The sequence below is a fragment of the Thalassolituus alkanivorans genome, from assembly GCF_020447205.1.
Classification (GTDB): Bacteria; Pseudomonadota; Gammaproteobacteria; order Pseudomonadales; family Oceanobacteraceae; genus Venatoribacter; species Venatoribacter alkanivorans.
The window spans coordinates 252,894-279,847 of sequence record NZ_JAJAEL010000049.1; the positions used below are offsets into that span (position 1 = coordinate 252,894).

The following is a 26,954-nucleotide window of genomic DNA, read 5'->3' on the forward strand; positions in this document are numbered from 1 at the left end:
CTGCCGGCTACAGAGGAATCTATAACTGTTGCCAATTGTTACCATTTGCATGTGTCGAGTTGTAACTTCACCTGCTAACCTTTGTGGTTATCTGGGAATCGTCCGTTTAATAAATCATTGTTCTTGAGGGGTGGGGTTAGCTTTTGCTGAATATCTTAAATTTCCGCGCCTCTGGCTGGGTTTTACCCCTGGCAATTTTTGTTCTGACGTTGTTGTTGCTGACTTTTGCCGTGCAGAGCTGGTTTGTCAGCCGCAGTGTGTTTGACAACGAAATTGCGCACATTAATCGTGTTGCTCTGCAGAATGCACGCTCCGTTATGATCGCCCGACGTGAATCCTTTAATCTTCTGGGGCAGGAGTTGCTGGCTCTGAATGCGCTGCAGCAACCTGATGCCGGGCGCGATACGCTGGAAAAAGTCGCTTTTTTTATGCCTGGTATCGTCAGTCTTGGTTTGGCCCGCAGTGATGGTCAAATGGTTCTGTACACAACGCCGCGTGAATCTCACGCCAATTCTGTAACTCTGCCCAATCTGCAACAGCAGTCTTCTCGTTTATTCCGTAAAGCGCTGGATTCCGAAGATGTTGTTACCGGCCCGCCAGTCTGGCAAAACAGCAGTCGCGAATGGATGTTGCCGCTGTTTTATGCTGTTCGCGACAGTTATCACGGCGAGGTTTTAGCCGTACTGACAGGGCTTGTTCGCCTGCAAGACCGGTTGGCTCGTTGGGATGGAGTTGATCTGGGAACGGATACATCGGTTGTTATCGTCAGTTCTGATGGTGTGCCGCGTTATGCGGTGCCGGTCTTTAATGCTTATGACAGTCATGCCGGGCGTGCATTCATGCAGGAGCTTATGCAACAGATCACAGACTCGAAGTCTGATGAAGGCTGGCTGGTTCATGACTGGAAGCAGGATCGCAGTCGTCTGACCTATCGTGTCCATTATTCCCGTATCGGGGATGACCTTTTTAATCTTGTGGTGCGGCCGCAGTCTTCGCTCTGGCAAGCCTGGCGTGACCGTATTGAGCCTGCGCTGCTCGCTTTTCTTGCTTTGCTGTTAGGCAGTATTGGCGTGCACCGCATTGTGCTTCGTCAGCAGCAACTTTATCAGCATAATCTTCTGTTTCAGGCTCATCATGATCCGCTGACCGGGTTATTGAACCGTGCGCGTCTGCTTCATCTGATGAAAGAAAGCATGCTCGACGATCCGGAAGTCGCGTTTTCTCTGTTAATTATCGATCTCGATTATTTTAATCGCATTAATGATCAGCATGGTCATGCCATCGGCGATGCATTGTTAAAACTGGTTCCTCAGCGCTTACAAAGTATTTTGTCTCCGGGGGACTGGTTGGCACGGCAGGGGGGCGATGAATTTTTGGTTGTATTCCGTAATGAACTGAGCTTCCGTGGCCGGGATGTTCTGACGCAGGCGATCAAGGCTGCGCTGGAAGAGGAATTCGAAATTCATAACCGGGTTATTTCGGTTTCTGCCAGTATCGGCGTGGCCAATTTCCCCCGGGATGCTATCGATCCTAATGATCTGCTGGGTAAAGCCAATGCCGCTTTATATCAGGCGAAAGGTGATGGGCGTAACTGTATTGTTCATTATTCTGACGATATTGCTGCGTTAAGCCGGCGCAGCAAAGAGCTGGAACGTCAGCTGGATGGTTGCTGGCAGCGCAACGAAATGCAGGTGCACTACCAGCCTCAGGTTGATTGTCGTACCGGGGCATTAATCGGTGCTGAGGCTCTGGTACGCTGGAAGAATAAATCTCTGGGCAATGTCAGTCCGGCTGAATTTATCCCTGTCGCGGAAGCTATCGGGGCGGTACGCCAAATAGATCGCTTTGTAATGGCAGAAGCCTGTGCGTTTATTCATCAGATTTCCCAGCAGTTTTCCCGGCCATTGCGCATATCCATTAATTTATCTCCGGAGCACCTGCTTGATCCTGCGATGATTACTGAGGTGACTGAATTAATCCGGCGCTATGATCTGGCGCCACAGCAATTAGTGCTGGAAATAACCGAAACCGCCGTCCTTAATGATTTTGAGCGGGCAGCTCAGCAGGTTTCACAGTTGCGTGCGCTGGGTGTCGGTGTGTCGGTTGATGATTTCGGTACCGGTTATTCGTCGCTGTCCTATATCCATAAGTTACCGGTCACGGAAATTAAAATAGACCGCTCTTTTGTCGATCAGATTGCCACCGATCTGCATGATCGTGCATTGACCAGTGCGGTTATCGCAATGGGGAAACGATTACATCTGGAGGTCGTTGCGGAAGGGGTGGAGACGGCCAGTCAGTGGCAGATTCTGCTGGAGCAGCATTGCGATACCTTGCAGGGTTTCTATATTTCCAAGCCGATGGCTGCCAGTGACTTTATTGCTTTTATGGATAACTACAGCGAAGAACCTCAGGCTTTTGCTTTGCGCTAATAACTCCTCAGATTATTCCGCTGTCGAGCCCGGCGGCTATGGCGGCGCATAACTCCTCACACTGTTGTAAAAAGTCTTCCTGCCAGTCACCGCGTAAAATCAGTGGCTCCTGGACCCAGCGCCAGCGCAGGCCGGTAGTGATACCTTCCAGTGCGCGTCTTGTTCCTGTGCCATCATGCCCCGCGCGGATAATGGCTGCGCAGGGGGTCCCCTGTGTTTTTTCCAGACAGGGATAATAAATACGATCAAAATAATCCTTTAATGCGCCGCTCATATAGCCGAGGTTTTCCGGCGTTATCAGAAGAACAGCGTCGGCCTGCAGAGTGTCGGGCGCGTTGGCTTTAAAAGCTGTTCGTATGATTAACTGGCTGTTCTCAGTTTCTGCTGATTTAAAGCCGGTCTTGCAGGCCTGCAATAATCGCTCAGTATTGGGGGATGGTGTGTGGGCAACAATCAAAAGTGTTTTCATCGTATAAAACCTGTTGAGTTGCCCGGCAGTATAACGATAGCGCTATACCAATGGCAGGGCGGCTGCCTGTGCCAGCGCACAGGATAAAAGCCGGCCGGCCATTTTCTCTGCACGGCTGGTCAGCATAATAGGCACACGTGCTCCCATTAATATTCCGGCTGCCTGAGCATTGCCTAAATAAATTAATTGCTTGGCCAGAATGTTGCCGGACTCCAGGTCTGGTGCAATTAAAATATCGGCATCGCCAGCAACGGGTGAGTCAATGCCCTTGCTGTTGGCAGCCTCAAGGTTGATGGCATTGTCGAAGGCCAGGGGGCCGTCTAATAACCCGCCGACAATTTGTTTGCGGTCAGCCATTTTACACAGTGCCGCAGCATCCAGTGTGCTGGGGATATCCGGATTGATTTTTTCGACGGCACTTAAAATCGCAACCTTAGGCAGGCTGATGCCCATTGCCTGAGCCATCTGAATGGCATTGCAGACAATGTCTTTTTTGGCTCGTAAATCAGGGTGAATATTAATAGCCGCATCGCTGATAAACAGTGCTTTGGGGTAAGACGGCACATCCAGATAATACACATGACTGATACGGCGCTCACTGCGAATTCCCGTGGTTTTGTGTAATACCGCACCCAGTAATTCGTCAGTCGACAGGCTGCCCTTCATTAATGCGCGGACTTCTCCGCTGCGCACCAGGCTGACGGCTACTTCTGCAGCTTCATGGCTGTGTTCGGTGTCGCGGATATCAATATCAGACAGGTCGATATCATTCTGGGCTGCGCACTCACGGATTTTATGCTCCGGGCCGACGAGAATGGCCTGCATCATGCCCAGGCGGTGAGCCGCGAGGGCGCCTTTTAATGAGTCCTCTGTGACCGGGTGTACTACCGCTGTTGGCAGTGCCGGGCGCAGCAGCGACCGCTCAAATAAGCGGCGCATGTGCGGATGGTTGGCGGTCGCCGTTAATATTTCTTCCCTGATCAGATCAGCGGTCATAGTCACGTCCTTAGTCTGCGTCTGGCTTAACACCATCGGATGGTTTTATGACAATTACATCACAGGCTACTTTATCGACCAGTAATTCAGCGGTGTTGCCGATTAATACACCGGCAATGCCTTCGCGCCCCACGGTGCCAACGACCACGACGTCGGCATCGATGTCTTTGGCAATGCCAGCGATCACGCTGTCAGCATCACCTTCACCAATATGCACATGGTCGGGCTGAATATTGTATTTGCGCGCCAGCGCAGCGCAGGCTTCTTCGTGTTGTTCAGTAATGTACTTCTGGATGTCATCCGGTGCGGTAACTTCGGGCACCATGGCAAAGGCTACTGCAACCAGCGGGTATGAGTTGGCGAGGTGCAGGTCGGTGTCAAAATGATCGGACAGGTGCTCGGCAAAAGACAGAATATTATCGTTGATGATCTGGTGTCCGGTATCGCCGGAGGTCGCATCAACGGACGCCAGAACGCGGTTCTGTGCCCAGGGTTTGGCGGATTTTACCAGCATCACCGGTGCAGGGCAGTGGCGTAGCAAATTCCAGTCGGTGTGGGTGAATATCCGGTCAAGCAGGTTGTGCGGCTGTGTACCTTTAATCACCAGATCAAAATCTTTATGGCGCATGGACTCGATGACGGCATCGTGCAGATGCTTTTGCCAGTGCACCTCGGTACTGATTGAAATGCTGTTTTCAGCTTCAGGCAGGAAGCTGTTGATCCACTTTTCCGATTTATCCAGCAGGGCCTGCTTCACCCGGGTACGGGTTTCCTGATCAAGGGATGAATGATCTTCACAGTAAGCTTCGTAAGTACTGGTCAGCAGGGTCAGGTCTGCTTCCAGAGACCGTGCCAGCCACAGCGCACGATCAAGCGCAATTTGCTCCGGGTGCTCGCTGTCCAATACGACCAGGATGTGATTGATATCCAGCATGACTTTCTCCTTAAAATAATGTGTCCGGCACAGGAATACCCTAACACTAGCGCTTTGCGCTTACACCGGCCTTGTTTTGGGTCATATTGTGTTGTGTTTGCAGCTCGTCATATGCCGGAGGTGACAATATGTCGATGAAAGCCCGGGCAGCGTTACTGAGGGTGCGGTGACGCAGATGGATCAGTCCAAGCTGGCGCCGGATCGGTGCAGAAGGCCAGGGCAGCCGTACCAGTTGTTCGTCGAGCATGCTCTGCGGCAGCAGACTCCAGCCCATGCCAACAGAAACCATCATTTTAATGGTCTCCAGATAGTTGGTTGGCATGGGAGCATGCAGATTAAGCCCGGCCTGACGGAACACCCGCTCAAGCAGCTGGAAGGTAATGGTATCCGGCTCCGGTAAAATTGCTGGTGCCTGCGCCAGATCCTGCAGGCTGAGGTGTGCAATGGCTGCCAGCGGGTGGCCGGGAGCACACACACATACCATGTCATCCTGCCACAGCGGCAGGGCTTCAATACCCTCCGGCACCTGATCATTGTTGGCTTCCAATGTGGTCAGGGCCAGCTCGACCTGACGCAGGTTGACCGCCTGGTAGGCCCGTTCCGAGCCCATAAAACTCAGGTTTAACTGGGCGGACGGATAGCGGCTGACAAATTCCCGTAGTACCGGTGGTAAGCGGTGCAGGCCGATATGATGGCTGGTCGCCAGGGATAAGACGCCACTGACTTCGCCGCCCAGATTCATCAGCCGCAGCTCGGTGTCGGCCACCAGATCGAGAATCTGCCGCGCTTTGGGCTGCAGCGCATGACCTGCTTCGGTCAGGCTGATGGTGCGGTTGTGGCGGTCAAACAGGGCATTACCCAGCTGTTGCTCCAGTAGCTGGATGCGTTTGCTGACCGCTGACTGGGTCAGGTGCAGCTGTTCGGCGGCGAGCGAGAACGAACGTTGTTCTGCAACGGCAAGAAAGGCTTTGAGTGCCTGGGTATCCATAAACTTTGTCCGCAGTAGGCTCTGTTTGGATTCCTGATTGGAATTCAAACTAGAAATAATATGAATTTGAGTTGTTTAGCAGGAGGCGTATCCTTAGGCAATACCAAAAACATCCCTGATGAGAGAGGACATCCCGATGGCTGGGAAAACCCTGTATGACAAATTGTGGGAGCAGCACGTTGTTAAAGAACGTGATGACGGCACCGCATTAATCTATATCGACCGTCAGTTGCTGCACGAAGTAACCTCGCCACAGGCGTTTGAGGGCCTGCGTATTGCCGGGCGTAAGCCATGGCGTCTGGACGCCAACCTGGCGACTCCTGATCACAACGTACCGACTACCTCGGCTGAGCGTGAATCCGGCATTGCCGGTATTCAGGACCCGGTTTCCCGTATTCAGGTAAAAACACTGGATGAAAACTGCGATGAGTTCGGTATCACTGAATTCAAAATGGCCGACAAACGTCAGGGTATCGTGCATGTGGTCGGGCCAGAGCAGGGTGCGACTCTGCCGGGCATGACCGTTGTCTGTGGTGATTCCCATACCGCGACTCACGGTGCCTTTGCCGCACTGGCGCACGGTATTGGTACTTCTGAAGTTGAGCACGTACTGGCGACCCAGTGTCTGATTCAGCGCAAAATGAAAAACCTGCTGATCCGCGTCGACGGTGAACTGGGTGCCGGTATCACCGGTAAAGACGTTGTGCTGCACATCATTGGAGTGATCGGTACTGCTGGTGGTAATGGCACGGCGATGGAGTTCGGTGGTTCTGCGATCCGCTCACTGAGTATGGAAGCCCGTATGACCATGTGTAACATGGCCATTGAAGCCGGTGCCCGTGTCGGCATGGTTGGATTTGATGACATTACTTCTGAATACGTAAAAGGCCGCCCTTACGCGCCGAAAGGCGAGCAGTGGGAGATGGCACTGGCCGCCTGGAAAGATCTGGTATCCGATGATGATGCGGTATTCGACAAGGTGGTCGAAATCCGTGCGGAAGATATCAAGCCACAGGTTACCTGGGGTACATCGCCGGAAATGGTCACCACCATCGACGGTACTGTGCCGACTCTGGCCGATGCTGCAGATGAGGTTCAGCGCTCCGGTTTTGAGCGTGCGTATCAGTATATGGGTCTGACACCGGGTCAGAAAATCACCGATATTAAACTCGATCGGGTCTTTATCGGTTCCTGCACTAATTCCCGTATCGAAGATCTGCGTGCCGCCGCCGATGTGGCCAAAGGCCGTAAAGTGGCTGGCAGTGTGAAGCAGGCGCTGGTGGTTCCGGGGTCTGGTCTGGTGAAGGCGCAGGCTGAAGCTGAAGGTCTGGATAAAGTCTTTATCGAAGCCGGTTTTGAATGGCGTGAGCCGGGTTGCTCCATGTGTCTGGCAATGAACGCCGACAAGCTGGGCAGCGGTGAGCATTGTGCGTCTACTTCGAACCGTAACTTCGAAGGTCGTCAGGGCTATGGTGGCCGTACGCATCTGGTGAGTCCGGCGATGGCCGCGGCGGCCGCGATTGCCGGTCACTTTGTTGATGTGCGTGAGTTATAAGGGGAGCAAAGATGAAACCATTTACCGTACATAAGGGTATTGCTGCCCCGATGGATCGTGCCAATATCGATACCGATATGATCATTCCCAAGCAGTTTCTGAAGTCGATCAAACGCAGTGGCTTTGGTCCTAATCTGTTTGATGAGCTGCGCTATCTGGACGAAGGTCAGCCGGATGCGGATAACTCCGGTCGCCCGCTGAATCCGGACTTCGTGCTTAACCAACCGCGTTATCAGGGCGCGTCTGTGCTGCTGGCACGGGAAAACTTTGGTTGTGGTTCCAGTCGTGAACACGCCCCCTGGGCACTGGAAGACTTCGGTTTCCGTGCGATTATTGCACCGAGCTATGCCGATATTTTCTTCAATAACAGCTTTAAAAATGGCCTGTTGCCGATCGTACTTGATGACGCAACGGTTGACCGTTTATTCAAAGCTGTCGCGGCGAATGAAGGTTACGAGCTGACCATCGATCTGGCGCAGCAGAAAGTGATTACCCCGGATGGCGAAGAGATTCCGTTCGAGGTGGACGCGTTCCGTAAACACTGTCTGCTCAATGGTCTGGATGATATTGGCCTGACGCTGCAGGATGCGGATGATATCCGTGCTTATGAGCAGAACCGTCGTCAGCAGGCCCCCTGGTTGTTTGGCGCCTGAAACTGAAATTGATTATCTGCCGGGTGCGCAAGTGCCCGGCTTCTGATTCTGGAAAATGACATGTCTAAAAATATTCTGATTCTGCCGGGCGACGGCATTGGTCCTGAAATTGTTGCTGAAGCGGTTAAAGTGCTGGACGTTGTTAATCAGCGCTTCGATCTGGGCCTGAATATGGAACACGCACTGGTGGGCGGTGCTGCTTATGATGAGTTTGGCACGCCGCTGCCGGATGTGACCATGGATAAAGCCCGCGCCGCAGATGCGATTCTGTTGGGGGCGGTGGGTGGTCCTAAGTGGGATAACCTTGAAGACCGTGAGCTGCGTCCGGAAAAAGGCCTGCTGGGCCTGCGTTCGGGTCTGGAACTGTTCGGTAACCTGCGTCCGGCGATTCTGTATCCGCAGCTGGCGGATGCCTCTTCGCTGAAGCCTGAAGTGGTTTCCGGTCTGGATATTCTGATCGTACGTGAACTGACCGGTGGTATTTACTTCGGTAAACCACGCGGTATCCGCACGCTGGAAAACGGTGAGCGCGAAGGTTACAACACCTACGTATACAACGAATCGGAAATCCGCCGTATCGCTAAGGTCGCGTTTGAATCGGCGCAGAAACGCGGTAAAAAACTGTGCTCTGTCGATAAAGCCAACGTGCTGGAAGTAACCGTGCTGTGGCGCGAAGTTATGAACGAAGTGGCAAAAGACTATCCGGATGTCGAGCTGTCACATATGTACGTTGATAACGCAGCCATGCAGCTGGTGCGTGCACCAAAACAGTTCGATGTGATGGTCACCGGCAACATGTTTGGTGATATTCTGTCGGATGCGGCAGCGATGCTGACGGGTTCGATCGGCATGTTGCCTTCGGCGTCTCTGGATAAGAACAACAAGGGTATGTATGAGCCTTGTCATGGTTCTGCTCCGGATATCGCTGGTCAGGGAATCGCTAACCCGCTGGCGACGATTCTGTCCGCGGCGATGATGCTGCGTTATTCTCTGGATCAGGCCGCAGCGGCCGATGCTATTGAACAGGCAGTGAGTAAAGTGCTCGATAAAGGTCTGCGTACCGGTGATATTTTCTCCGCAGGCATGACCAAAGTAAGTACCAAAGAAATGGGTGAGGCAGTGGTAGCTGCCCTGCAAGAGGTTTAAAAATGGCTTTGCAAAAAGTAGGTTTGGTAGGCTGGCGCGGCATGGTGGGTTCCGTGCTGATGCAACGTATGCAGGAAGAAGGTGACTTTGACCTGATTCAGCCGGTGTTTTTTACCACCTCGCAAAAAGGGCAGGCCGCGCCGCAATTTGGCGGAAAAGATTGCGGTCTGCTGGAAGACGCATTCGATATTGATACGTTAAAAACTCTTGATGTGATCATTACCTGTCAGGGTGGTGATTACACCAAGGAAGTTTATCCGAAGCTGCGTGCTGCGGGTTGGGATGGCTACTGGATTGATGCAGCCTCTTCGCTGCGTATGGCGGATGACGCCATTATCGTACTCGATCCGGTCAACCTGAATGTGATTGAAAACGGCATCAAAACCGGCATCAAGACCTATGTTGGCGGTAACTGTACCGTCAGTCTGATGCTGCTGGCATTGGGCGGTCTGTTTGAGAAAGGGCTGGTGGAGTGGGTTGCTCCGCAGACCTATCAGGCAGCTTCCGGTGCCGGTGCGCAGAATATGCGCGAGCTGATCAGTCAGATGGGCGCTATTCACGCTAATGTGAAAGATAAACTGGATAACCCGGCTTCGGCCATTCTGGAAATCGATCAGCAGGTTGCTGAATTCATTCGCAGTGATGAATACCCGAAAGCTCAGTTCGGTGCGCCGCTGGCGGGCAGTCTGATTCCGTACATCGATTCACAGCTGGAGTCCGGTCAGAGCCGTGAAGAATGGAAGGCGCAGGTTGAAGCCAACAAAATTATGGGCACAACCGCTGCGCCTGTTCCGGTTGATGGTTTATGCGTTCGTGTGGGTGCGATGCGTTGCCATAGCCAGGCAATTACCATCAAACTCAAGCAGGATTTGCCGGTTGCTGAAATCGAACAGATTCTGGCGGCTCATAATGAGTGGGTGAAGGTTATTCCGAACGAGCGTGAAGCCAGTATGCAGGAACTTACGCCAGCTAAAGTGACCGGTACGCTGAGTATTCCGGTTGGTCGTATCCGCAAGCTGACCATGGGGCCTGAATATATTTCAGCCTTTACCGTGGGTGATCAGTTGCTGTGGGGCGCGGCTGAGCCACTTCGCAGAATGTTGCGCATTCTGTTGAAGAGTGCCTGATTTGGCTGATTAAAAACGGGGCTCTGGCCCCGTTTTTTCATTTATTTTCTCTAAAGTGTGACCTAACTCGTTCTTTCCTATCGTATTTGTTTTGGTGCCAGAGGCCAAAAGATTGCGTAATCCCGTTTTATATTTGATACTTATGCCGCTTATGAACGGAATCTATAAGTAAGCTGGGTCAGGAATATCTCGACGAAATTGTTTTTCGATACTATACGGGGCGAATAATCGCCGTATGACAACAAGGAAGCACCAATGAAGCGCCTACTTGCGAACACCTTAATGCTGGTCGGAGGATTGACGGCCTCATCTCAGCTACTGGCGTTGGGTTTGGGAGAACTGACTCTCAAGTCGGCACTGAATCAGCCTCTGCAGGCAGAAATCGAGCTGGTTGAAACCGATGGCTTATCGCAATGGGAAATTAAACCGGCTCTGGCATCAGCCAGTGACTTTGAACGCGCAGGCGTTGACCGTTTATATTTCCTGACCAAAATCACATTCAAAGTTGAAGGTGACCGTGTGGTATTGACCTCACGTGAGCCGGTTAACGAACCTTTTCTTAACTTTCTGGTTGAGCTGAACTGGCCATCGGGTCGTGTACTGCGCGAGTACACCCTGTTGCTGGATCCACCAACCTTCCAGGAAGAATCTATTCAGCCGCTGGTAACAACGCCAGCAGGTCAGAGTTCTGTGGTCAGTGCTCCTGCTGAAACCACAACGATTGCTGCTCCGGCACAGCCAGTCGCAGTGAATCGCTGGGAAAGTGAACCTGCCGCTCCTGGCACGTATAAAGTTCAGCCAAACGACACCTTATGGCAGATTGCTCTTGAAACCCGTCCTGCCAGTGGCGTAACGCCGCAGCAGATGATGGTGGCGATTCAGAATGAAAATCCGAATGCTTTTATCGCTGGTAATATTAACCGCCTGAAAACGCATCAGGTGTTGCGTATTCCGGATGCAGAATCTATCAAACGTGTGTCTTTCGGTCAGGCCGTTGCCGAAGTGGATCGTCAGAATCGTGCACTGAATACCGGTGCTGCGCAGATTGATGCGACAGGTCGCGCGGGTACTGCAGTGGCAGCTGCAACAGCAAAAGACGGTGGCGAAGTCCGCCTGTTGTCGGCTCAGAGTGACAATGCTGAATCGGCGGGAGCCAGTGGTGATGCTGGTCAGGGCGCGGGCAGTGGCCGTCAGCAGGCACTGGAAAATGATCTCGCCATTGCGCTGGAAAATGTTGATAAAAGCCGCCGTGAAAATCAGGAGTTACGTGAGCGCCTGGAGTCTCTGGAAGAGCAGATCAATACCCTGCAGCGTCTGATTTCACTGAAAGACGATCAACTGGCAACCATGCAGGTCGGCGGAGCAGAACAGGCGGCAGAAGCTGTTGCTGAGCAGGCGGAAACCGTTGTAGCTGAGCCGGTTGCTGAAGTGGCGGAAACGGCTCCGGCTGCAGAGCCGGAAGCGGCGCCTGCCGGTGAGTCTGTTGATTTCAACTATTCCCAGCCTGCCGACAGTGCTGCTGTGGCAGATGGAGCTGAGGCTGTATCTGAAGCCGATGTGGCTGCGAAAGCTGCAGAAGAGAAAGCTCGCCGTGAACGTATTGCGGCCATGCTGGCACAGCAGGAAGAACAGCAGCGTCCGCAGCCAACCTTACTGGATCAGATGCTCAGTAATCCGCAGTATCCGCTGGCCGGTTTTGGTGTGCTGGTTCTGCTTGGTCTGCTGATTGCCCGTACTCTGAAACAGCGTAAGGCTGCGAAGCAGGAAGAAAAATTTACTGATGAAGAGCTGGCGTTTGCTGATGTAGATGCTGATCCATCAAGCCTCGACGATTTCGATTTCGATGATGATGAACTGGCTGTCGGGGATGTTGATCTGGATGCAGATCACGCAGATATCGATCTGGGTGATGATCTGGATGATACCCAGCACCACGAAGATCATTTTGAAACGGTCGCTCAGACTGAAGATGTCATCAGCGAATCCGATATCTATATTGCCTACGGCAAGTTTGAGCAGGCGGTTGATCTGCTGTCTGATGCTATCGAAAAAGAACCGAGCCGTTCTGACCTGCGTCTGAAATTGCTGGAAGTCTATGTCGAAATGGATGAGGCGGAAGCTTTTGCTGTTGCTGAAGCTGGTCTGAACCAGTTGGGCGACCGTGCGGCATCTCAGCAGGCTGAGCAGCTGCGCAATCGTCTGTCTTCGCCAATCGCACCAGCGGCTGCTGTAAGTGCACTGGCAGCAGGTGTGGCGGCTGACTCTGGTCTGTCTCTGGATGATGACATTCCGGCGCTGGATGATTCTATGGGTGATGATTTTGCTGATGCCCTGGATTTCGGTGATGCGCTGGATCTTTCTGAAGATATGCCCGAAGAAAATACCGATGCGGTTCTGGATCTGGGTGAGGCTGAGTCGGGTCTGGAAGAAGTGCCGACGCTGGATCTGGATGATGGACTTGAATTTGACCTGAACGAATCTGTGTCTGAGCTGGAAGCTGAGTCGGCTGAAGGTGAGGACGACTTTGATATCGCCGCTGAGCCTGCTGCCGCAGACGATGGTCTTGAGTTTGATCTTGGTGATTTCGGCGCGGAAACACCTGCTGCAGATGAACCTGAAGTCGCTTCTGTTGAAGCGGATAATGAAAGTAACTCGTTAGAGTTCGACCTTGGCTCGTTGTCGGCAGATGATGCAGCAGAAGAGCCTGCGGCTGTTGCTGAAGAGACAGCTGAAGACGATTTCGGTCTTGATTTTGACAGCGGTGAATCGGCTCCTGTCGCTGCTGATTCTGATCTTTCCGATCTGGAGAGTCTGCTAGATGGTGATGCTGCAGGTTCCGGTGAGCTGTCCGATCTTTCCTTCGAAATGGAAGAAAATACCGGTTTTGCCGAGGCTGATGGTGATGACGACCTGAAAGCCCTGGAGCAGGAGTTGGGTTCAATTAGTGCTGCGCCGGAAGCGGATGAAGATGAGTTCTCATTTGATACCAGTGATTCTGATGATGATCTGAATGCCCTCGCGGCAGAAACCGGTGAATCTGAAGAAGAAACAATGGACTTCTCTGCTGATCTGGCTGAGTTGGATTCTGAGTTGGACGGATTCGATGCTGATGATGTCCCGGTTGTGGATGATCAGCTGGAAGTGGCCGAAGAGCGCGTTGATCCAAGCATTCCGGATGATCTGGATGTCAGCGTTGATGGCGATATCGATCTGGATGAGCTGGCGGCTGCGGATGATGAATTTGACTTCCTGGCTGGCACCGATGAGTGTGCAACCAAGCTGGATCTGGCCCGTGCCTATATCGACATGGAAGACTTCGATGGTGCCCGTGAACTGCTGCAGGAAGTGGTTCAGGAAGGCTCGGATCAGCAGAAAGCGGATGCCCGCAGTCTGATGGATAATCTGGCCTGATAGAGTCTTTAATGTCTGGTTTTACCTCCGGTGTGCAGCGTTACGCTGCCATCGTGGAATATAACGGTGCCCGTTTCCACGGTTGGCAGAAGCAAAAACACCACAACGAACCCACCATTCAGGCCGCTCTTGAAGCGGCCATTTCGAAAGTTGCTAACCACCCGATTGAGATTGTCTGTGCGGGGCGTACCGATGCCGGTGTGCATGCAACCCGTCAGGTAATTCATTTCGACAGTCATGCAGTGCGTACGGAATACAGCTGGCTGATGGGCGTGAATACCAATCTGCCGGACGGTGTTGCATTGCAGTGGGTGTCTCCGATTGATGGAGAATTTCACGCACGTTTCAAAGCCCGCGCCCGCCGTTATCGCTACCTGATTAATAATTCTCCGACCAAACAGGCGCTGCAGCACGATCAGCTGACCTGGTGGCGTTACCCGCTGGATGCGGGACGTATGCACGAAGCGGCGCAGGCATTGATTGGTGAGCACGACTTCTCGGCCTTCCGTGCCAAAGATTGTCAGGCGAAATCACCGGTCAAAACCATGCATCATATTCAGGTGAAGCGCTGGGGCAATATCATCATGCTGGAGCTTGAATCCAGTGCGTTCCTTTATCATATGGTGCGCAATATTGTCGGTGTCCTGCTGCCAATCGGGGAGGGGCACAAGCCGGTGGAGTGGATGGCTGAAGTGCTGGCTACCCGCGACCGCAAGCAGGCCGGGGTGACCGCGCCCGGAGAAGGGTTGTACTTTGTCGGTGTGGATTATCCGGAACAGTTTGATATTCCCTGTAAGCCTTATGGTCCGGCGCTGCTTGAGCCGGTTCTGAACCTGATCTGAATCGCACCTGATCCTCTTGCTGGGCAATGCTGGCGTGGTGAATGTCAGCGCCTGCCTTGCTATCATGCCGGCTTTATTGTCCGGAAGTTGTTATGTCTGCCTCCTATCGACGCACCCGAATTAAAATCTGTGGTCTGACCCGTGCCGAAGATGCCGCTGCCGCTGTTGCAGCAGGGGCTGACGCCGTTGGTCTGGTTTTTTATGCGCCCAGCCCGCGCGCGGTCGATATCGCCATGGCGCAGGCGGTGGTGGCAGCGGTTCCGGCTTTTGTTACTGTGACGGCGTTATTTGTCAATCCGGATGCTGCTGAGGTGCAAAAGGTTCTGGATAGCGTTAGAATCGACCTACTTCAATTCCACGGTGATGAAGAACATGACTTCTGCAGTCAATTCAATCGTCCCTACATCAAAGCCCTCCGTGTCCGGCAAGCGTCGGATGTGGTGGAGGCGTGCCTGCGCTTCCCAGGCGCACTGGCAATTCTGCTAGACAGCTATAAGCCGGGTGTTCCCGGCGGTACCGGCGAAACCTTCGATTGGGCGCTGGTACCTGATCAGCAAACCAAACCAATTATTCTTGCCGGTGGTCTGACCCCCGAAAACGTAGGCCTTGCTATCCGCCAGGTGGCTCCCTTTGCAGTGGATGTCAGTGGCGGGGTTGAAGCGGCCAAGGGTGTGAAAGATCACGGCAAAATGACAGCATTTGTTAATGAGGTGTACTGTGTCGACCAACAATCCTTTTGATCTCGACCTGCCTGATGCGCGTGGCCATTTTGGTATTCATGGCGGCCGCTTTGTTTCTGAAACCCTGAGCGCTGCGCTTGATGAGTTGGAAACAACCTACAAAAAACTGCGTGACGATGCCGATTTTCAGGCCGCTTTCGATAAAGACCTGGCCCATTATGTCGGCCGTCCGTCGCCGCTGTATCTGGCCGAGCGACTGACCGCCCATTGTGGTGGTGCGCAGATTTATCTGAAGCGTGAAGACCTGAACCACACCGGTGCGCACAAGATCAACAACACCATTGGTCAGGCATTGCTGGCCAAGTTTATGGGCAAAAAGAAAATCATTGCCGAGACCGGTGCCGGTCAGCACGGTGTGGCGTCCGCGACGGTTGCCGCGCGTTTTGGTCTTGAGTGCAAAGTCTTTATGGGCTCGACTGACGTTGAGCGGCAAAAGCTGAATGTATACCGTATGAAGCTTTTAGGCGCCGAAGTTGAAGCGGTGGAGTCCGGTACCAAAACCCTGAAAGACGCCATGAACGAAGCCATGCGCCACTGGGTAACCAACGTCGATGATACTTTCTACATCATTGGTACCGCCGCTGGGCCGCACCCGTACCCGATGCTGGTGCGTGATTTCCAGAGTGTGATCGGCCGCGAAGTACAGCGTCAGAGTGTTGAGCAGTTCGGCCGCCAGCCGGATGCGCTGGTTGCCTGCGTTGGCGGTGGTTCTAATGCGATCGGTCTGTTCCACCCTTACATCAAACATCCCGAAGTGGCTATGTACGGTGTTGAAGCCGGCGGTCTGGGGCTGGACGGCGACGATCACGCTGCGCCGTTGAGCAAAGGCCGTCCGGGTGTGCTGCATGGTAACCGTACTTATCTGATGGAAGATGAGAATGGCCAGATTATGGGTACGCATTCCATTTCCGCCGGTCTGGATTATCCGGGCGTGGGCCCTGAGCACAGCTGGTTGAAGGATGTTGGTCGCGCCCAGTATGTAGCGGCAACCGATGATGAGGCGCTGGATGCCTTCCATAAGCTGACCCAGCTGGAAGGTATTATGCCGGCGCTGGAGTCTTCCCATGCGGTGGCTTATGCGATGAAGCTGGCGGCAACTATGAAGCCGGATCAGGTGATTGTTGTGAACCTCTCCGGTCGTGGTGACAAGGATATTCATACCATTGCCACGCTGGATGGAGTCACCGCTTAAGCCGTTCGGTGCTATTGCGCTCGAAGCTACGGCGTTAAGAAACAGCTCAAGATGCTCATGTAGGAGATATACACTCCGCTCTTTCGCTGTTTCTTGCCTTGTATCTTCATCGCTCATAACGCCCCGTGCCTCTGGGGTGTAGTAGCCAGAAGACCAAGCAAAAACAATTTTATCGCTCAGCGGAGATGTCCGCTGAGGTTAAACAGAATTCAGGAGACTGAGATGTCCCGTATTAAAAATGCATTTGCCAGCCTGGAAGCTCAGGGTAAAAAAGCGCTGATTCCCTACATTACTGCTGGCGACCCACAGAAAGACGCGACCGTACCTATGATGCGCGCACTGGTTGACGCCGGTGCCGATATCATTGAGCTGGGCGTGCCGTTTTCCGATCCGATGGCGGATGGCCCGACCATTCAGCTGGCCTGTGAACGTGCGCTGGCGCATAACACCTCACTGCACGATGTACTGGCGATGGTGGCGGAGTTCCGTACAACCAACAGCAACACGCCCATCGTGCTGATGGGCTATCTGAATCCGGTTGAGCGCATGGGCTACGAAACCTTTGCCGCCGCTGCGGTTGAAGCCGGTGTTGATGGCGTGTTGATGGTTGATCTGCCGCCGGAAGAAGCGGTGGATGTTGAAGGGTTCTTCAAATCCCGCGATCTCGACATGATCTACCTGATCGCGCCGACCACCAAAGACGAGCGTATTGAGCGTATCGGCCATGCCGGCAGCGGCTATGTCTATTACGTATCGCTGAAAGGCGTAACCGGTTCCAAAGCGTTGGATGTCGATGATGTTGCGCGCAATCTGGAGCGTATCCGCAAGCATGTTTCTATTCCGGTTGGCGTGGGTTTCGGTATCAATACCGGCGAAACCGCAGCGGCCGTCAGTAAGGTCTGTGATGGGGTGATTGTGGGTTCTGCCATCGTTAACCTGATTGCGGCTAACGCTGATAACGCCAAAGCGGCGCAGGATGCGGTATCTGCTCTGGTTGGCAGCATGCGCACAGCGCTGGATGCCTGAACGCATGAGCTTTGATGTTCAGACCGCCGGCCTTGAGCAGTGGTTGCAGCGACTGGAATCCATGCACCCGAGCGAGATCGATCTGGGTCTTGCGCGGGTGAAGGCGGTGGGCGAGCGGCTTGGCTGTCTGCGCCCGGCGCCGCTGGTGATTCTGGTTGGCGGCACCAATGGTAAGGGCACAACCTCGGCATTGCTGGCCGCTTTACTGCGCGAGCAGGGGCTGAATGTCGGGGTTTATTCATCGCCGCATATCCGCCGTTATAACGAGCGGGTTGTGCTGAATGGCGTGGAAGCCTCTGACTATGAACTCTGTGCCAGTTTCCGTGCGGTTGAGGCGGAGCGTGGTGATACCAGTCTGACCTATTTTGAGTTTGGTACCCTGGCTGCGCTCAACTGGTTTCAGCAACAGCAGGTGGATGCCTGTGTGCTGGAAATCGGTCTGGGCGGACGCCTGGATGCGGTGAATATTGCTGAGCCGGATATTTCCGTGGTAACCAGTATTGGTCTTGATCATCAGGCCTGGCTTGGGGATACGCTGGAGCAGATTGCTTACGAAAAAGTCTCCATTGCCCGGCCCGGGCAAACGCTGGTGTGTGGTCAGCCACAGCCACCGGCAACGGCAAAAGAAACCGCTGATGCTATTGGTGCACAGTGGCTGTGCCGTGATGAAGATTTCTTTATCGGGCGCTCTGAGCAAGGGTTAGAGCTGCGTTTTGTGCAGAATGGTGAATTGCATACCTGGCAACTGCCGGGGGCGCATATTCCTTATCATAATGTCGCGACTGCGGTGCAGTCTCTGGCGGTGCTGGGGCAACTTCCGGAGCAAGCTGTCGTTGCCCGTGTGGTTGGCTCGTTACAGGTCGCCGGTCGTTTGCAGCACTATGTGCGCCAGAAGGCGGAGCAGCGTCTGCAGCTGACACTGGATGTTGCGCATAATGAGCAGGCCGCGGCCTATATCGGCGCTCAGTTGCAACAGGTGGATGGCATTGTGCTGGGGATGCTGGGCGATAAGCCGGTTAATGAAGTGATTCAGGCTTTGCCGGCCAGTGAACACTGGTATCTGGCCGGACTCGAAGGGCCCCGGGCGCTGAGTTCGGAACAGTTGCTGGAACGTGCGCAGGCATTAACGGCTAAGGCGGCTTACTGTTTTGAATCGGTCGCCGCGGCTCTGGATGCGCTACCGGCCAGTGGTCACTGGCTGGTGTGTGGCTCTTTTTATACGGTAGAGGCCGCGCTGGAGTGGATGCAGCAACAGGAGGCAGAAGGGAAGGGGCAATGGAACAACATCTGAAAAAACGCATTCTCGGTGCCTTTGTTACGGTGATCGCGGTGGCCATTGCTTTGCCAATTGTACTGGATGGTTCGCGCAGCCAGCTGGCCTTGCAGAGCGATATTCCACCGATGCCGGATATGCCGGAATGGTCCCGTGTTGAAGATGAACGCCGGGTCCGTATTGAGTTGGAGCAGCTGGCTTCTGGCGAAGCCGCCGCGCAGATTGCAGTGCCGGACACGGATGTGGTTGAACAGAACGACCCGGCCCCTCCGCGTGGACAAAGCGACCGTACCGAGCTCGACAGCAACCAGTTGCCCTATGCCTGGACGCTGCAGCTGGGAGCTTTCTCGGAACAGAAAAATGCCTTTGCATTGCGCGATCAGCTGCGTGCCAAAGGTTACAAGGCGTATACCCAGGAATTTACCGGCGATAAGCTGACCCGGGTTTACGTCGGGCCGGAGCTGCAGCGCAGCCAGATTGAGACTTTGCAGAAACAGCTGCGCAAAGAGCTGAAGCAGCAGGATATTCATATCAAACGTTACCGTGCCGAATCCTGAGCCGGCCATTCTTCCGGCCGGTTTTATCTCTGGCCGGCGAAGCCGGAAAGCATGTAACTTCGCTGCCTCAGGCCAAGTACTGCTTTCCTAAGCGGGCCGCTTTGGTATACTGCGCGCTTTCCAATTTCCAGCTCCGGGGCGATCAATGGCGGTAATTGATTGGGTGATACTGGCCGTACTGGCGGTATCGAGTCTGATCAGTCTGAAGCGTGGCTTCGTCAAAGAAGCTCTGTCTCTGGCCAGCTGGATAGCAGCGTTTATCATTGCCCGTCTGTTCAGCGGCAACCTCGCGACTCTGTTGGACGGAGTGGTGGAAACCAACTCGGTACGCTGGATCCTTGCCTTTGTTATTTTATTTGCCGGTACGGTCACCATCGGCGCCATGGTAAATCACCTGTTGGTCGAAATGGTGCGTATGACCGGCCTGGGCGGTACCGACCGGGTGTTCGGTATGGTGTTCGGCCTGATCCGTGGCCTTGTGGTGCTGGTTGCCATCGTCTACGGCCTGCAGTTTACGTTAGTGCCCCAGGATGCCTGGTGGCAGGACTCAACCTTTATTCCTCATCTGACCACGCTGGCTGACTGGGCACGTAAAACGCTGCCGGGCGCTGCAGATCAGGTGATGTCTCTTACCAATTAGTTTTTAGTTTCTGCTGAGGTTATACGCGCATGTGCGGAATTGTGGGGATCGTTGCCAAAACCCATGTTAATCAGGCCATCTATGATGCCCTGACGGTGTTGCAGCATCGCGGCCAGGACGCTGCCGGTATTGTTACCAGCTTTGAAAATAAGCTGTTTCTGCGTAAGGATAACGGTCTGGTCAGCGACGTGTTCCGTACCCGTCACATGCAGCGTCTGACCGGTAATATGGGGATCGGCCATGTGCGTTACCCGACCGCCGGCAGCTCAAGCTCAGCGGAAGCTCAGCCGTTTTATGTGAACTCACCGTACGGTATTACTCTGGCGCATAACGGCAACCTGACCAATACCGAACAGCTGGCGGATGATATTTATCGCGAAGATCTGCGTCATATCAACACCACCTCCGACTCGGAAGTATTGCTTAATATTTTTGCCCATGAACTGCAGGAACAGAAGCAACTGCAGCCATCGCCGGAAGTGATTTTCAAAGCAGTGAAAAATGTTCATCGCCGTATCCGTGGTGGCTATGCTGTCGTCGCCATGATCAGCGGTTACGGCATTGTGGCTTTCCGTGATCCGAACGGTATCCGCCCGGCGATCTTTGGTCGCCGCGATACCGCTCAGGGGCCGGAATACATGGTGGCTTCTGAATCGGTAGCACTGGATGCGCTGGGCTTTAAACTTGAGCGCGATATTGCTCCGGGTGAAGCCATTGTTATTACCGAAGAAGGCGAACTGTTTACCCAGCAATGTGCAGAAAATACCTCGCTGACGCCCTGTATTTTTGAACACGTTTATTTTGCCCGTCCGGACTCCATCATTGATGGTATTGCCGTGTATAAAGCGCGTTTGCGTATGGGTGAAAAACTGGCGGAAAAAATCATGCGCGAGTATCCGGAGCATGATATCGATGTGGTTATTCCGATTCCGGATACCAGCCGTTCTTCGGCACTGGAGCTGGCGAATAAACTGGGCGTGAAATATCGCGAAGGTTTTATGAAAAACCGTTATATCGGCCGCACCTTTATTATGCCGGGTCAGCAGCAGCGTAAAAAATCGGTTAAGCAAAAACTGAACGCGCTGGATCTGGAATTCCGCGGTAAAAACGTTCTGCTGGTTGACGATTCTATTGTGCGCGGTACCACCTGCGAACAGATTATTGAAATGGCACGTGAAGCGGGTGCCAATAAAGTGTACTTCGCCTCGGCGGCACCTGCTGTGCGTTACCCGAACGTTTACGGTATCGACATGCCGGCGAAAGAAGAATTTATTGCCCATGGCCGCAGCACCGATGAAATTGCCAAAGAAATCGGTGCCGACTGGCTGGTGTATCAGAATCTTGATGACCTGATCAGTGCCTGTCTGGAAGGCAGTAAAACCGAAGCGCGCTCGTTCGATTGTTCGGTCTTTACCGGCGAATATGTGACCGGCGATATCAATGAAGCCTACTTTGATCGTCTGTCACAGTTGCGTAACGATGCCAGCAAAGGCAAGCGTGCAGCGGTAGAAAATGTTGCCATTGATCTGCACAACGAAGCAGAGTCCTGAAGCTGAATTCCGGGAAACAGGTGTGCTATGAACGATTTTTCGCAATTTAATGATCGTTATCAGTCAGATCTCGAAGGCTGCGCCTTTGAGACGCTGGCTGTTCGTGCCGGTCAGGTACGCAGTGCAGAATGCGAACATTCTGAAGCGATTTTTCCGACCAGCAGTTACGTGTTTAATTCTGCTGCTGAAGCCGCAGCGCGTTTTGGTGGCGAGTCAGCGGGTAATGTTTATTCGCGTTACACCAATCCGACGGTACGTACCTTTGAAGATCGTCTGGCAGCACTGGAAGGCGGCGAGGCCTGTGCGGCAACTTCTTCCGGTATGGCGGCTATTTACGCGGTGGCGATTGCTCATCTGAAAGCCGGTGATCACGTATTGTGTTCAGCCAGTGTGTTCGGCAGCACTATTATGCTGTTCGAAAAATTCCTGCGTAAATTTAATGTGTCGATCGATTATGTCGATCTGCTGGATCTGAACGACTGGAAAAATAAAACCCGGGAAAATACCCGTTTATTTTTTCTGGAATCACCATCCAACCCATTAAATGATGTGGCTGATCTGGAAGGCATTGCTGCGATCGCCAAAGAGGCTAACGCTTTATTTGTGGTTGATAACTGCTTCTGTACTCCGGCGTTGCAAAAACCCTTGCTGTGGGGTGCCGATCTGGTGGTGCATTCTGCCACTAAATACATCGATGGGCAGGGACGTTGTATCGGTGGTGCGGTTGTTGGTTCGTCAGAGTTGATTGAACCTGTTATTGGTGTACTGCGTTCAGCAGGTCCGACCATGAGCCCGTTTAATGCCTGGGTGTTCACCAAAGGTCTGGAAACATTGTCGCTGCGCATGAAAGCGCACAGCGAGAATGCAATGCAGCTGGCGCAATGGCTGCAGCAGCATCCGAAAGTAAAAACCGTAAATTATTGCGGTCTGGAAAATCATCCGGGCTATGCTCTGGCGAAAAAACAGCAGAGTGGTTTTGGCGGTGTTTTATCCTTTGAAGTGATTGGTGGCCGTGAAGAAGCCTGGAAGGTGGTGGATGCCACCCGCATGATTTCTATTACCGCTAATCTCGGTGATGTTAAAACCACCATTACTCACCCGGGTACCACCACACATGGCCGGTTGAGTGAAGACGAACGGCAGAAAGCCGGTATTTCTCAGGCGTTGCTGCGTGTTGCTGTGGGTCTGGAGAGTATCGATGATATTCAGCGCGATCTGGCCCGCGGTCTGGACGCACTGTGAATATCCGCGAGTAAAAAAGAACGGGAATAACCCAGGTTATTCCCGTTTTTTTTGGTCTCATTTTTCCCCGTACGGTTATCAGTCTGACCATTCTTTACGCGCAATTCTGTGCTTCTTTCCTCAGCCTGAGTGTCTGCCCATTTCCCTGCAACCCTGAGTCACTTATGCTTGAGCTTTATGACGGGCAGTAACAGGAAACACTATGACCACTCCTATTCAACGTGCGCTTGAGCAACTCAGTGCTGTCATTCTCGGTAAAGAAGAGCAGCTCAAGCTGGCGCTCAGTTGTCTGCTGGCCCGTGGTCACCTGCTGATTGAAGATTTGCCCGGCATGGGCAAAACCACCTTATCCCACGCTCTGGCTGGTGTGCTGGGTCTGCAATATAACCGCATTCAGTTCACCTCTGATTTATTGCCCGCCGATATTCTTGGCGTCAGTATTTTTGAGCGTGAAAGCGGTTCGGATGTTGGCCGCTTCCGTTTTCATCCGGGGCCGGTGTTCACCCAGTTATTACTGGCCGATGAAATTAACCGCGCAACGCCTAAAGCACAGAGTGCGTTGCTCGAGGCGATGGAAGAAGGGCAGGTGACGGTGGAAGGGGAAACCCGGCCACTGCCTATGCCGTTTTTCGTGATCGCCACACAAAACCCGGTGTCGCAATCGGGAACTTTCCCGTTGCCGGAATCTCAGCTCGACCGTTTTTTAATGCGTATTCAGCTGGGCTATCCCAATGAGAAGGCTGAACGCGAACTGCTCGAAGGACGTGACCGCCGCACCATGGCCAGCAACCTCAAGCCGCTTTTAACCACGCAGGAATTAGCGCAGCTGCAACAGCAGGTAAACAGCGTGCAGGCCTCGGCCAGTGTGCTGGACTATGTGCAGCGCATTATTGCTTTTACCCGTTATGAGGGGGGCTTTCAGTACGGTTTATCACCGCGCGGTGCGCTGGCTTTGCTGCGCAGTGCCAAGGCCTGGGCTCTGGTGGATGGTAACCGTCAGCACTTGCTGCCGGAGGATATTCAGGCGGTGCTGCCGGCGGTGGTTGATCATCGCCTGGCAGAAGCGGCCGATGGCGGCGCGCACAGCGTGTCGCAACGTATCCTCAATACGGTGCCGGTTCTGGTATGACGACACTCGCCAGTCGCTGGCGCGCGCGCTGGAAACGCTGGCTTGACCGGCGTATTCCGCCGGCGCCTCAGGTAACGCTTAATCATAAGTCCATTTTTATTCTGCCAACCCGTACCGGGCTGCTGTTCACGCTGTTGCTGATTGTCCTTCTGCTGACGGCGATTAACTACCAGAACAGCCTGATTTACGGCCTGACCTTCTGGCTGTTCAGTGTGTCGCTGGCGGCGATGATGTTCACTTTCCGTAACCTGTCCGGACTGACGCTGGCAGCCGGGCGGGCGTATCCCTGTTTTGCCGGTGATGTGATTGAGCTACCGCTGCGCCTGATCGCGGCTCCCAAGCGCTTTCATGAAGCCTTGCTGCTGGGTTTTCCCGATAATCCGTCACAACTGACCGATGTCGATACTGCCCAGACCCGTTCGCTGGCGCTGAGTTTCCGCACTCATAAGCGTGGGCCGCTGCAGGCTGAACGCCTGCGGCTGGACTCGCGCTTTCCGCTGGGGCTGTTCAATACCTGGACCTGGGTAAAACTCGACTTTAACGCGCTGGTGTACCCGAAACCGGAAACCGTGCCCTTTGTGTTTGCTGCCGGTGAGCAGGGAGATAAGCTGGCCGGAGCGCCATCCAGTGTGTCCGGTCAGCAGGATTTTCAGGGGCTGCGAAATTATCAGCCCGGCGATTCCATGCGCCAGATCGCCTGGAAACAGCTGGCCCGCGGCAAAGGTCTGGTGAGCAAAGATTTTGACCATGACGAAGGCGCCACCTGCTGGCTCGACTGGGATGTGCTAGCGCCGCAAAGCACAGAAGTGCGGTTGTCGCGTCTGTGTGGCTGGGTTTTACAGGCACACCAGCTGGGCTGGCGTTACGGCCTGCGTCTGCCGGGTAAAGAAATCGCTCCGGATCACAGTGACGGTCATCGTGACCGCTGTCTCGAAGCGCTGGCCCTGTATGGTTTTGACCGGGGGGCGCTATGAGTCGAAGCGGGGGATTAATGAGCAGCACCGGTCATCCGAATACCGATCTGCAGATTCCGCGCAGCGCCTTGTTGTGGTTGCTGGGCAGTAATCTGGCCGCTTTACTGCCGCACGGACAGCACCTGCCACTGTGGATGTGGGGGCTGGCGCTGTTTGTTCTGGTGTGGCGCGGGCTGACGCATCTGGGGCGATTATCCTACCCAAACCGCTGGGCCAAAGCGGTGGCGGTGTTCGCTGCGTCGGCCGCGGTCGTAGTGGCCTTTGAGAAAACCTTTACTCTGGAAAGTGCGGCCGCCTTCCTGATTGCCGCCAGCTTGCTGAAGTTGCTGGAAATGCGAAACCGCCGCGATGGCTATGTGGTGGTTTTTTTAAGCTACTTCCTGCTCGGCACCGGCTTTCTCTTTGATCAGGGCATTCTGGCGGGTTTATACGGCATTCTGACAGTGTGGTTGCTGACCAGTGCGCTGGTTGCCCTGCATCAGAACGGTTTCTCCCATGATGCGCCGAGTGTCCGCCGCAGCCGTCGCGCAGCAAAGCTGGCGGCGGCCATTCTGCTGATGTCGCTGCCGCTGATGCTGGTGTTGTATCTGCTGTTTCCGCGCCTAGCGCCGCTGTGGAGCATGGCGCTGCAGTCAGGTAAGGCAAAAACCGGTTTGTCGGCAGAAATGGCGCCGGGTGATATTGCCGATCTCAGTCAGTCCGATGAGCTGGCTTTCCGTGTGTCGTTCAGTGATGGCCAGGTACCTGCCCGCGATCAGCTTTACTGGCGTGCACTGGTTCTGGATGACTACGATGGCCGGCGCTGGCAGCCCAGCGGCGTTACCTCTGAAGCCCAGTGGTATCCGCAAAGCTGGCAGCCGCCGGCGGACGCTGAAGGGCTGATTCGTTATGAAATTATTCAGGAGGCAACCAGCCAGAAGTGGCTGTTTGCCCTGCGTGGTGTTGCTGCGCAGGAAGAGCGCATTGGCATGACGATGGATGACCGCCTGGTTGTGCGGCGGCCATTACATGAGCGTAAGCGTTATCAGGCACTGTCCTGGCCTTCGGTCAGCATCAGTGAAGATGGCCTGGCCGGGCTTGAGCAACGCCAGAATCTGCAATTACCGCGTGATCGTAATCCTCAGGCGCGGGCCTGGGCGCAGCAGCGTCGTGCAGAGGCGGTTGATGATGCCGCGTACATTAATGGGTTGTTACGCCATTTCCGTGAGCAGGATTTTTACTACACCCTGAAACCACCGCTAATGGGTAGCGAAGAGATTGACGACTTTCTGTTTAATCAGCGTCGCGGCTTCTGTGCCCATTATGCCGGTGCGCTGGTGTTTCTTGCCCGTGCCGCAGGGATTCCGGCGCGGGTGGTGTCCGGCTATCAGGGCGGCGAATGGAACGCTGCCGATGGTTATTTAACCGTGCGTCAGTACGATGCCCACGCCTGGGCGGAAGTCTGGCTCAGCGGGCAGGGCTGGGTGCGGGTTGATCCGACGGCGGCGGTTGCGCCGCAGCGTATTGAGTTCGGTCTGGAGCGTGCGGTCGCTGAAGAGGGGACCTTCCTGCAGGATAATCTGCTGTCACCGCATCGCTTTAAAGGTGTCAGCTGGTTAAACAAGCTGCGTATGGAAATGGACAGCCTGAACTATTACTGGCAGCTGTGGGTGCTGTCGTATGACGGCAAGCGGCAAAAGAGTTTTCTTAATGGCTGGCTGGGGCTGGAAGACTATCAGCAGGGACTTTATGTGCTGGGTGGCAGCTTTGGCGGTTTCTTCCTGCTGGCTTCGTTGGTTGTCTGGTGGCGCCAGCGCCCGGTGCCCTTGTCACCTTTTATGCGCAGCTGGCAGCGGTTGCAGGAAAAAGGGCAAAAACTGGGGGTAGAGCCGCAGGCTGGAGAAACTGCGGGCAGTTATCTGCAGCGTCTTGAGCAGCATTGCCCGCAGCAGCAGAGCTTGCTGCGCTGGCTGGCCGGAGAGATTAACCGCAGCCTGTATCAGCCGCAGGTGGATAAACACCAGATACAAAAACAACAGCGTCAGTTGCTGCATGCGATGGCTAAGGTTCGCCGCCAACTGCGCGCGGGCAGGGACTGA

General features: G+C 54.0%; 22 protein-coding genes. 18 read left to right on the top strand and 4 right to left on the bottom strand.

The window, feature by feature from the left end; translation table 11 throughout:
* Positions 1–143: 143 nt before the first annotated feature.
* Positions 144–2,432, top strand: a complete 2,289-nt coding sequence (locus LGT44_RS19160; RefSeq protein WP_230332014.1) for a bifunctional diguanylate cyclase/phosphodiesterase — start codon at positions 144–146, stop codon at positions 2,430–2,432.
* Between the two features lie 7 nt (positions 2,433–2,439).
* Here the strand turns inward: LGT44_RS19160 and LGT44_RS19165 are convergent, their stop codons facing one another.
* From LGT44_RS19165 to LGT44_RS19180, 4 genes are read right to left on the bottom strand one after another with little or no spacing between them, the layout of a single operon-like run.
* Positions 2,440–2,901, bottom strand: coding sequence for a flavodoxin family protein (locus LGT44_RS19165; RefSeq protein ID WP_230332015.1), 462 nt, complete (start codon positions 2,899–2,901; stop codon positions 2,440–2,442).
* 42 nt (positions 2,902–2,943) lie between these two features.
* Entirely contained in the window at positions 2,944–3,897 is a 954-nt protein-coding gene (locus LGT44_RS19170) for a bifunctional enoyl-CoA hydratase/phosphate acetyltransferase (protein ID WP_145468889.1), read from the bottom strand.
* Positions 3,898–3,907: 10 nt separating this feature from the next.
* Complete coding sequence (uspE, locus tag LGT44_RS19175; RefSeq protein WP_145468888.1) at positions 3,908–4,831, bottom strand: universal stress protein UspE; 924 nt, start codon at positions 4,829–4,831, stop codon at positions 3,908–3,910.
* Positions 4,832–4,877: 46 nt separating this feature from the next.
* Positions 4,878–5,819 carry a LysR family transcriptional regulator gene (locus LGT44_RS19180; protein WP_230332016.1) on the bottom strand — a complete coding sequence of 314 codons (942 nt, stop codon included), beginning with the start codon at positions 5,817–5,819 and terminating at the stop codon, positions 4,878–4,880.
* 136 nt (positions 5,820–5,955) lie between these two features.
* On the opposite strand from LGT44_RS19180, the gene leuC reads away from it, so the two are divergent.
* The 17 genes from leuC to LGT44_RS19265 all read left to right on the top strand — a co-directional run bounded on the left by leuC (position 5,956) and on the right by LGT44_RS19265 (position 26,954).
* The gene (gene leuC, locus LGT44_RS19185; RefSeq protein WP_230332017.1) at positions 5,956–7,374 is read left to right on the top strand and encodes a 3-isopropylmalate dehydratase large subunit; all 1,419 of its coding nucleotides are present in this window, start codon (positions 5,956–5,958) and stop codon (positions 7,372–7,374) included.
* An 11-nt stretch (positions 7,375–7,385) separates the two neighbouring features.
* Complete coding sequence (gene leuD / locus LGT44_RS19190; protein ID WP_230332018.1) at positions 7,386–8,027, top strand: 3-isopropylmalate dehydratase small subunit; 642 nt, start codon at positions 7,386–7,388, stop codon at positions 8,025–8,027.
* 60 nt (positions 8,028–8,087) lie between these two features.
* Positions 8,088–9,173: a 3-isopropylmalate dehydrogenase gene (gene leuB, locus LGT44_RS19195; RefSeq protein WP_230332019.1), complete on the top strand. Its 1,086-nt coding sequence runs from the start codon at positions 8,088–8,090 to the stop codon at positions 9,171–9,173.
* 2 nt (positions 9,174–9,175) lie between these two features.
* Positions 9,176–10,300, top strand: coding sequence for an aspartate-semialdehyde dehydrogenase (asd, locus tag LGT44_RS19200; RefSeq protein WP_145468883.1), 1,125 nt, complete (start codon positions 9,176–9,178; stop codon positions 10,298–10,300).
* 255 nt (positions 10,301–10,555) lie between these two features.
* Positions 10,556–13,711, top strand: a complete 3,156-nt coding sequence (locus LGT44_RS19205) for a FimV/HubP family polar landmark protein (protein ID WP_230332020.1) — start codon at positions 10,556–10,558, stop codon at positions 13,709–13,711.
* Between the two features lie 11 nt (positions 13,712–13,722).
* Positions 13,723–14,553 carry a tRNA pseudouridine(38-40) synthase TruA gene (gene truA, locus LGT44_RS19210; protein ID WP_230332021.1) on the top strand — a complete coding sequence of 277 codons (831 nt, stop codon included), beginning with the start codon at positions 13,723–13,725 and terminating at the stop codon, positions 14,551–14,553.
* A gap of 92 nt (positions 14,554–14,645) precedes the next feature.
* Positions 14,646–15,293, top strand: a complete 648-nt coding sequence (locus LGT44_RS19215) for a phosphoribosylanthranilate isomerase (protein WP_230332022.1) — start codon at positions 14,646–14,648, stop codon at positions 15,291–15,293.
* Positions 15,259–16,485: a tryptophan synthase subunit beta gene (trpB, locus tag LGT44_RS19220; protein WP_145468879.1), complete on the top strand. Its 1,227-nt coding sequence runs from the start codon at positions 15,259–15,261 to the stop codon at positions 16,483–16,485. Before LGT44_RS19215 ends, trpB begins: the two co-directional genes overlap by 35 nt.
* A gap of 222 nt (positions 16,486–16,707) precedes the next feature.
* The gene (gene trpA / locus LGT44_RS19225) at positions 16,708–17,511 is read left to right on the top strand and encodes a tryptophan synthase subunit alpha (RefSeq protein ID WP_230332023.1); all 804 of its coding nucleotides are present in this window, start codon (positions 16,708–16,710) and stop codon (positions 17,509–17,511) included.
* 4 nt (positions 17,512–17,515) lie between these two features.
* Complete coding sequence (locus tag LGT44_RS19230) at positions 17,516–18,802, top strand: bifunctional folylpolyglutamate synthase/dihydrofolate synthase (RefSeq protein WP_230332024.1); 1,287 nt, start codon at positions 17,516–17,518, stop codon at positions 18,800–18,802.
* The gene (locus LGT44_RS19235; RefSeq protein ID WP_230332025.1) at positions 18,787–19,341 is read left to right on the top strand and encodes an SPOR domain-containing protein; all 555 of its coding nucleotides are present in this window, start codon (positions 18,787–18,789) and stop codon (positions 19,339–19,341) included. The genes LGT44_RS19230 and LGT44_RS19235 overlap by 16 nt, the downstream gene beginning before the upstream one ends.
* Positions 19,342–19,486: 145 nt before the next feature.
* The gene (locus LGT44_RS19240; RefSeq protein WP_145468875.1) at positions 19,487–19,981 is read left to right on the top strand and encodes a CvpA family protein; all 495 of its coding nucleotides are present in this window, start codon (positions 19,487–19,489) and stop codon (positions 19,979–19,981) included.
* 29 nt (positions 19,982–20,010) lie between these two features.
* The gene (gene purF / locus LGT44_RS19245; RefSeq protein ID WP_230332026.1) at positions 20,011–21,531 is read left to right on the top strand and encodes an amidophosphoribosyltransferase; all 1,521 of its coding nucleotides are present in this window, start codon (positions 20,011–20,013) and stop codon (positions 21,529–21,531) included.
* Between the two features lie 27 nt (positions 21,532–21,558).
* Positions 21,559–22,773, top strand: a complete 1,215-nt coding sequence (locus LGT44_RS19250) for an O-succinylhomoserine sulfhydrylase (protein ID WP_230332027.1) — start codon at positions 21,559–21,561, stop codon at positions 22,771–22,773.
* Between the two features lie 202 nt (positions 22,774–22,975).
* Positions 22,976–23,902, top strand: coding sequence for an AAA family ATPase (locus tag LGT44_RS19255; protein ID WP_145468872.1), 927 nt, complete (start codon positions 22,976–22,978; stop codon positions 23,900–23,902).
* Entirely contained in the window at positions 23,899–24,876 is a 978-nt protein-coding gene (locus LGT44_RS19260; protein WP_230332028.1) for a DUF58 domain-containing protein, read from the top strand. Before LGT44_RS19255 ends, LGT44_RS19260 begins: the two co-directional genes overlap by 4 nt.
* A 17-nt stretch (positions 24,877–24,893) precedes the next feature.
* On the top strand, positions 24,894–26,954 hold the full coding sequence (locus LGT44_RS19265) for a transglutaminase family protein (RefSeq protein ID WP_230332029.1): 2,061 nt from the start codon (positions 24,894–24,896) through the stop codon (positions 26,952–26,954).

What these genes read in the sequence shown, in the direction of transcription:
- leuB (WP_230332019.1), top strand. Translation starts at nt 8,088, where the DNA reads ATGTCTAAAAATATTCTGATTCTGCCGGGCGACGGCATTGGTCCTGAA.
- leuC (WP_230332017.1), top strand. Translation starts at nt 5,956, where the DNA reads ATGGCTGGGAAAACCCTGTATGACAAATTGTGGGAGCAGCACGTTGTT.
- purF (WP_230332026.1), top strand. Translation starts at nt 20,011, where the DNA reads ATGTGCGGAATTGTGGGGATCGTTGCCAAAACCCATGTTAATCAGGCC.
- LGT44_RS19260 (WP_230332028.1), top strand. Translation starts at nt 23,899, where the DNA reads ATGACGACACTCGCCAGTCGCTGGCGCGCGCGCTGGAAACGCTGGCTT.
- LGT44_RS19180 (WP_230332016.1), bottom strand. Translation starts at nt 5,819, where the DNA reads ATGGATACCCAGGCACTCAAAGCCTTTCTTGCCGTTGCAGAACAACGT.
- trpB (WP_145468879.1), top strand. Translation starts at nt 15,259, where the DNA reads ATGAGGTGTACTGTGTCGACCAACAATCCTTTTGATCTCGACCTGCCT.
- LGT44_RS19250 (WP_230332027.1), top strand. Translation starts at nt 21,559, where the DNA reads ATGAACGATTTTTCGCAATTTAATGATCGTTATCAGTCAGATCTCGAA.
- LGT44_RS19215 (WP_230332022.1), top strand. Translation starts at nt 14,646, where the DNA reads ATGTCTGCCTCCTATCGACGCACCCGAATTAAAATCTGTGGTCTGACC.
- LGT44_RS19205 (WP_230332020.1), top strand. Translation starts at nt 10,556, where the DNA reads ATGAAGCGCCTACTTGCGAACACCTTAATGCTGGTCGGAGGATTGACG.
- LGT44_RS19165 (WP_230332015.1), bottom strand. Translation starts at nt 2,901, where the DNA reads ATGAAAACACTTTTGATTGTTGCCCACACACCATCCCCCAATACTGAG.
- trpA (WP_230332023.1), top strand. Translation starts at nt 16,708, where the DNA reads ATGTCCCGTATTAAAAATGCATTTGCCAGCCTGGAAGCTCAGGGTAAA.
- LGT44_RS19230 (WP_230332024.1), top strand. Translation starts at nt 17,516, where the DNA reads ATGAGCTTTGATGTTCAGACCGCCGGCCTTGAGCAGTGGTTGCAGCGA.
- uspE (WP_145468888.1), bottom strand. Translation starts at nt 4,831, where the DNA reads ATGCTGGATATCAATCACATCCTGGTCGTATTGGACAGCGAGCACCCG.
- LGT44_RS19255 (WP_145468872.1), top strand. Translation starts at nt 22,976, where the DNA reads ATGACCACTCCTATTCAACGTGCGCTTGAGCAACTCAGTGCTGTCATT.
- leuD (WP_230332018.1), top strand. Translation starts at nt 7,386, where the DNA reads ATGAAACCATTTACCGTACATAAGGGTATTGCTGCCCCGATGGATCGT.
- LGT44_RS19235 (WP_230332025.1), top strand. Translation starts at nt 18,787, where the DNA reads ATGGAACAACATCTGAAAAAACGCATTCTCGGTGCCTTTGTTACGGTG.
- truA (WP_230332021.1), top strand. Translation starts at nt 13,723, where the DNA reads ATGTCTGGTTTTACCTCCGGTGTGCAGCGTTACGCTGCCATCGTGGAA.
- LGT44_RS19240 (WP_145468875.1), top strand. Translation starts at nt 19,487, where the DNA reads ATGGCGGTAATTGATTGGGTGATACTGGCCGTACTGGCGGTATCGAGT.
- asd (WP_145468883.1), top strand. Translation starts at nt 9,176, where the DNA reads ATGGCTTTGCAAAAAGTAGGTTTGGTAGGCTGGCGCGGCATGGTGGGT.
- LGT44_RS19265 (WP_230332029.1), top strand. Translation starts at nt 24,894, where the DNA reads ATGAGCAGCACCGGTCATCCGAATACCGATCTGCAGATTCCGCGCAGC.
- LGT44_RS19170 (WP_145468889.1), bottom strand. Translation starts at nt 3,897, where the DNA reads ATGACCGCTGATCTGATCAGGGAAGAAATATTAACGGCGACCGCCAAC.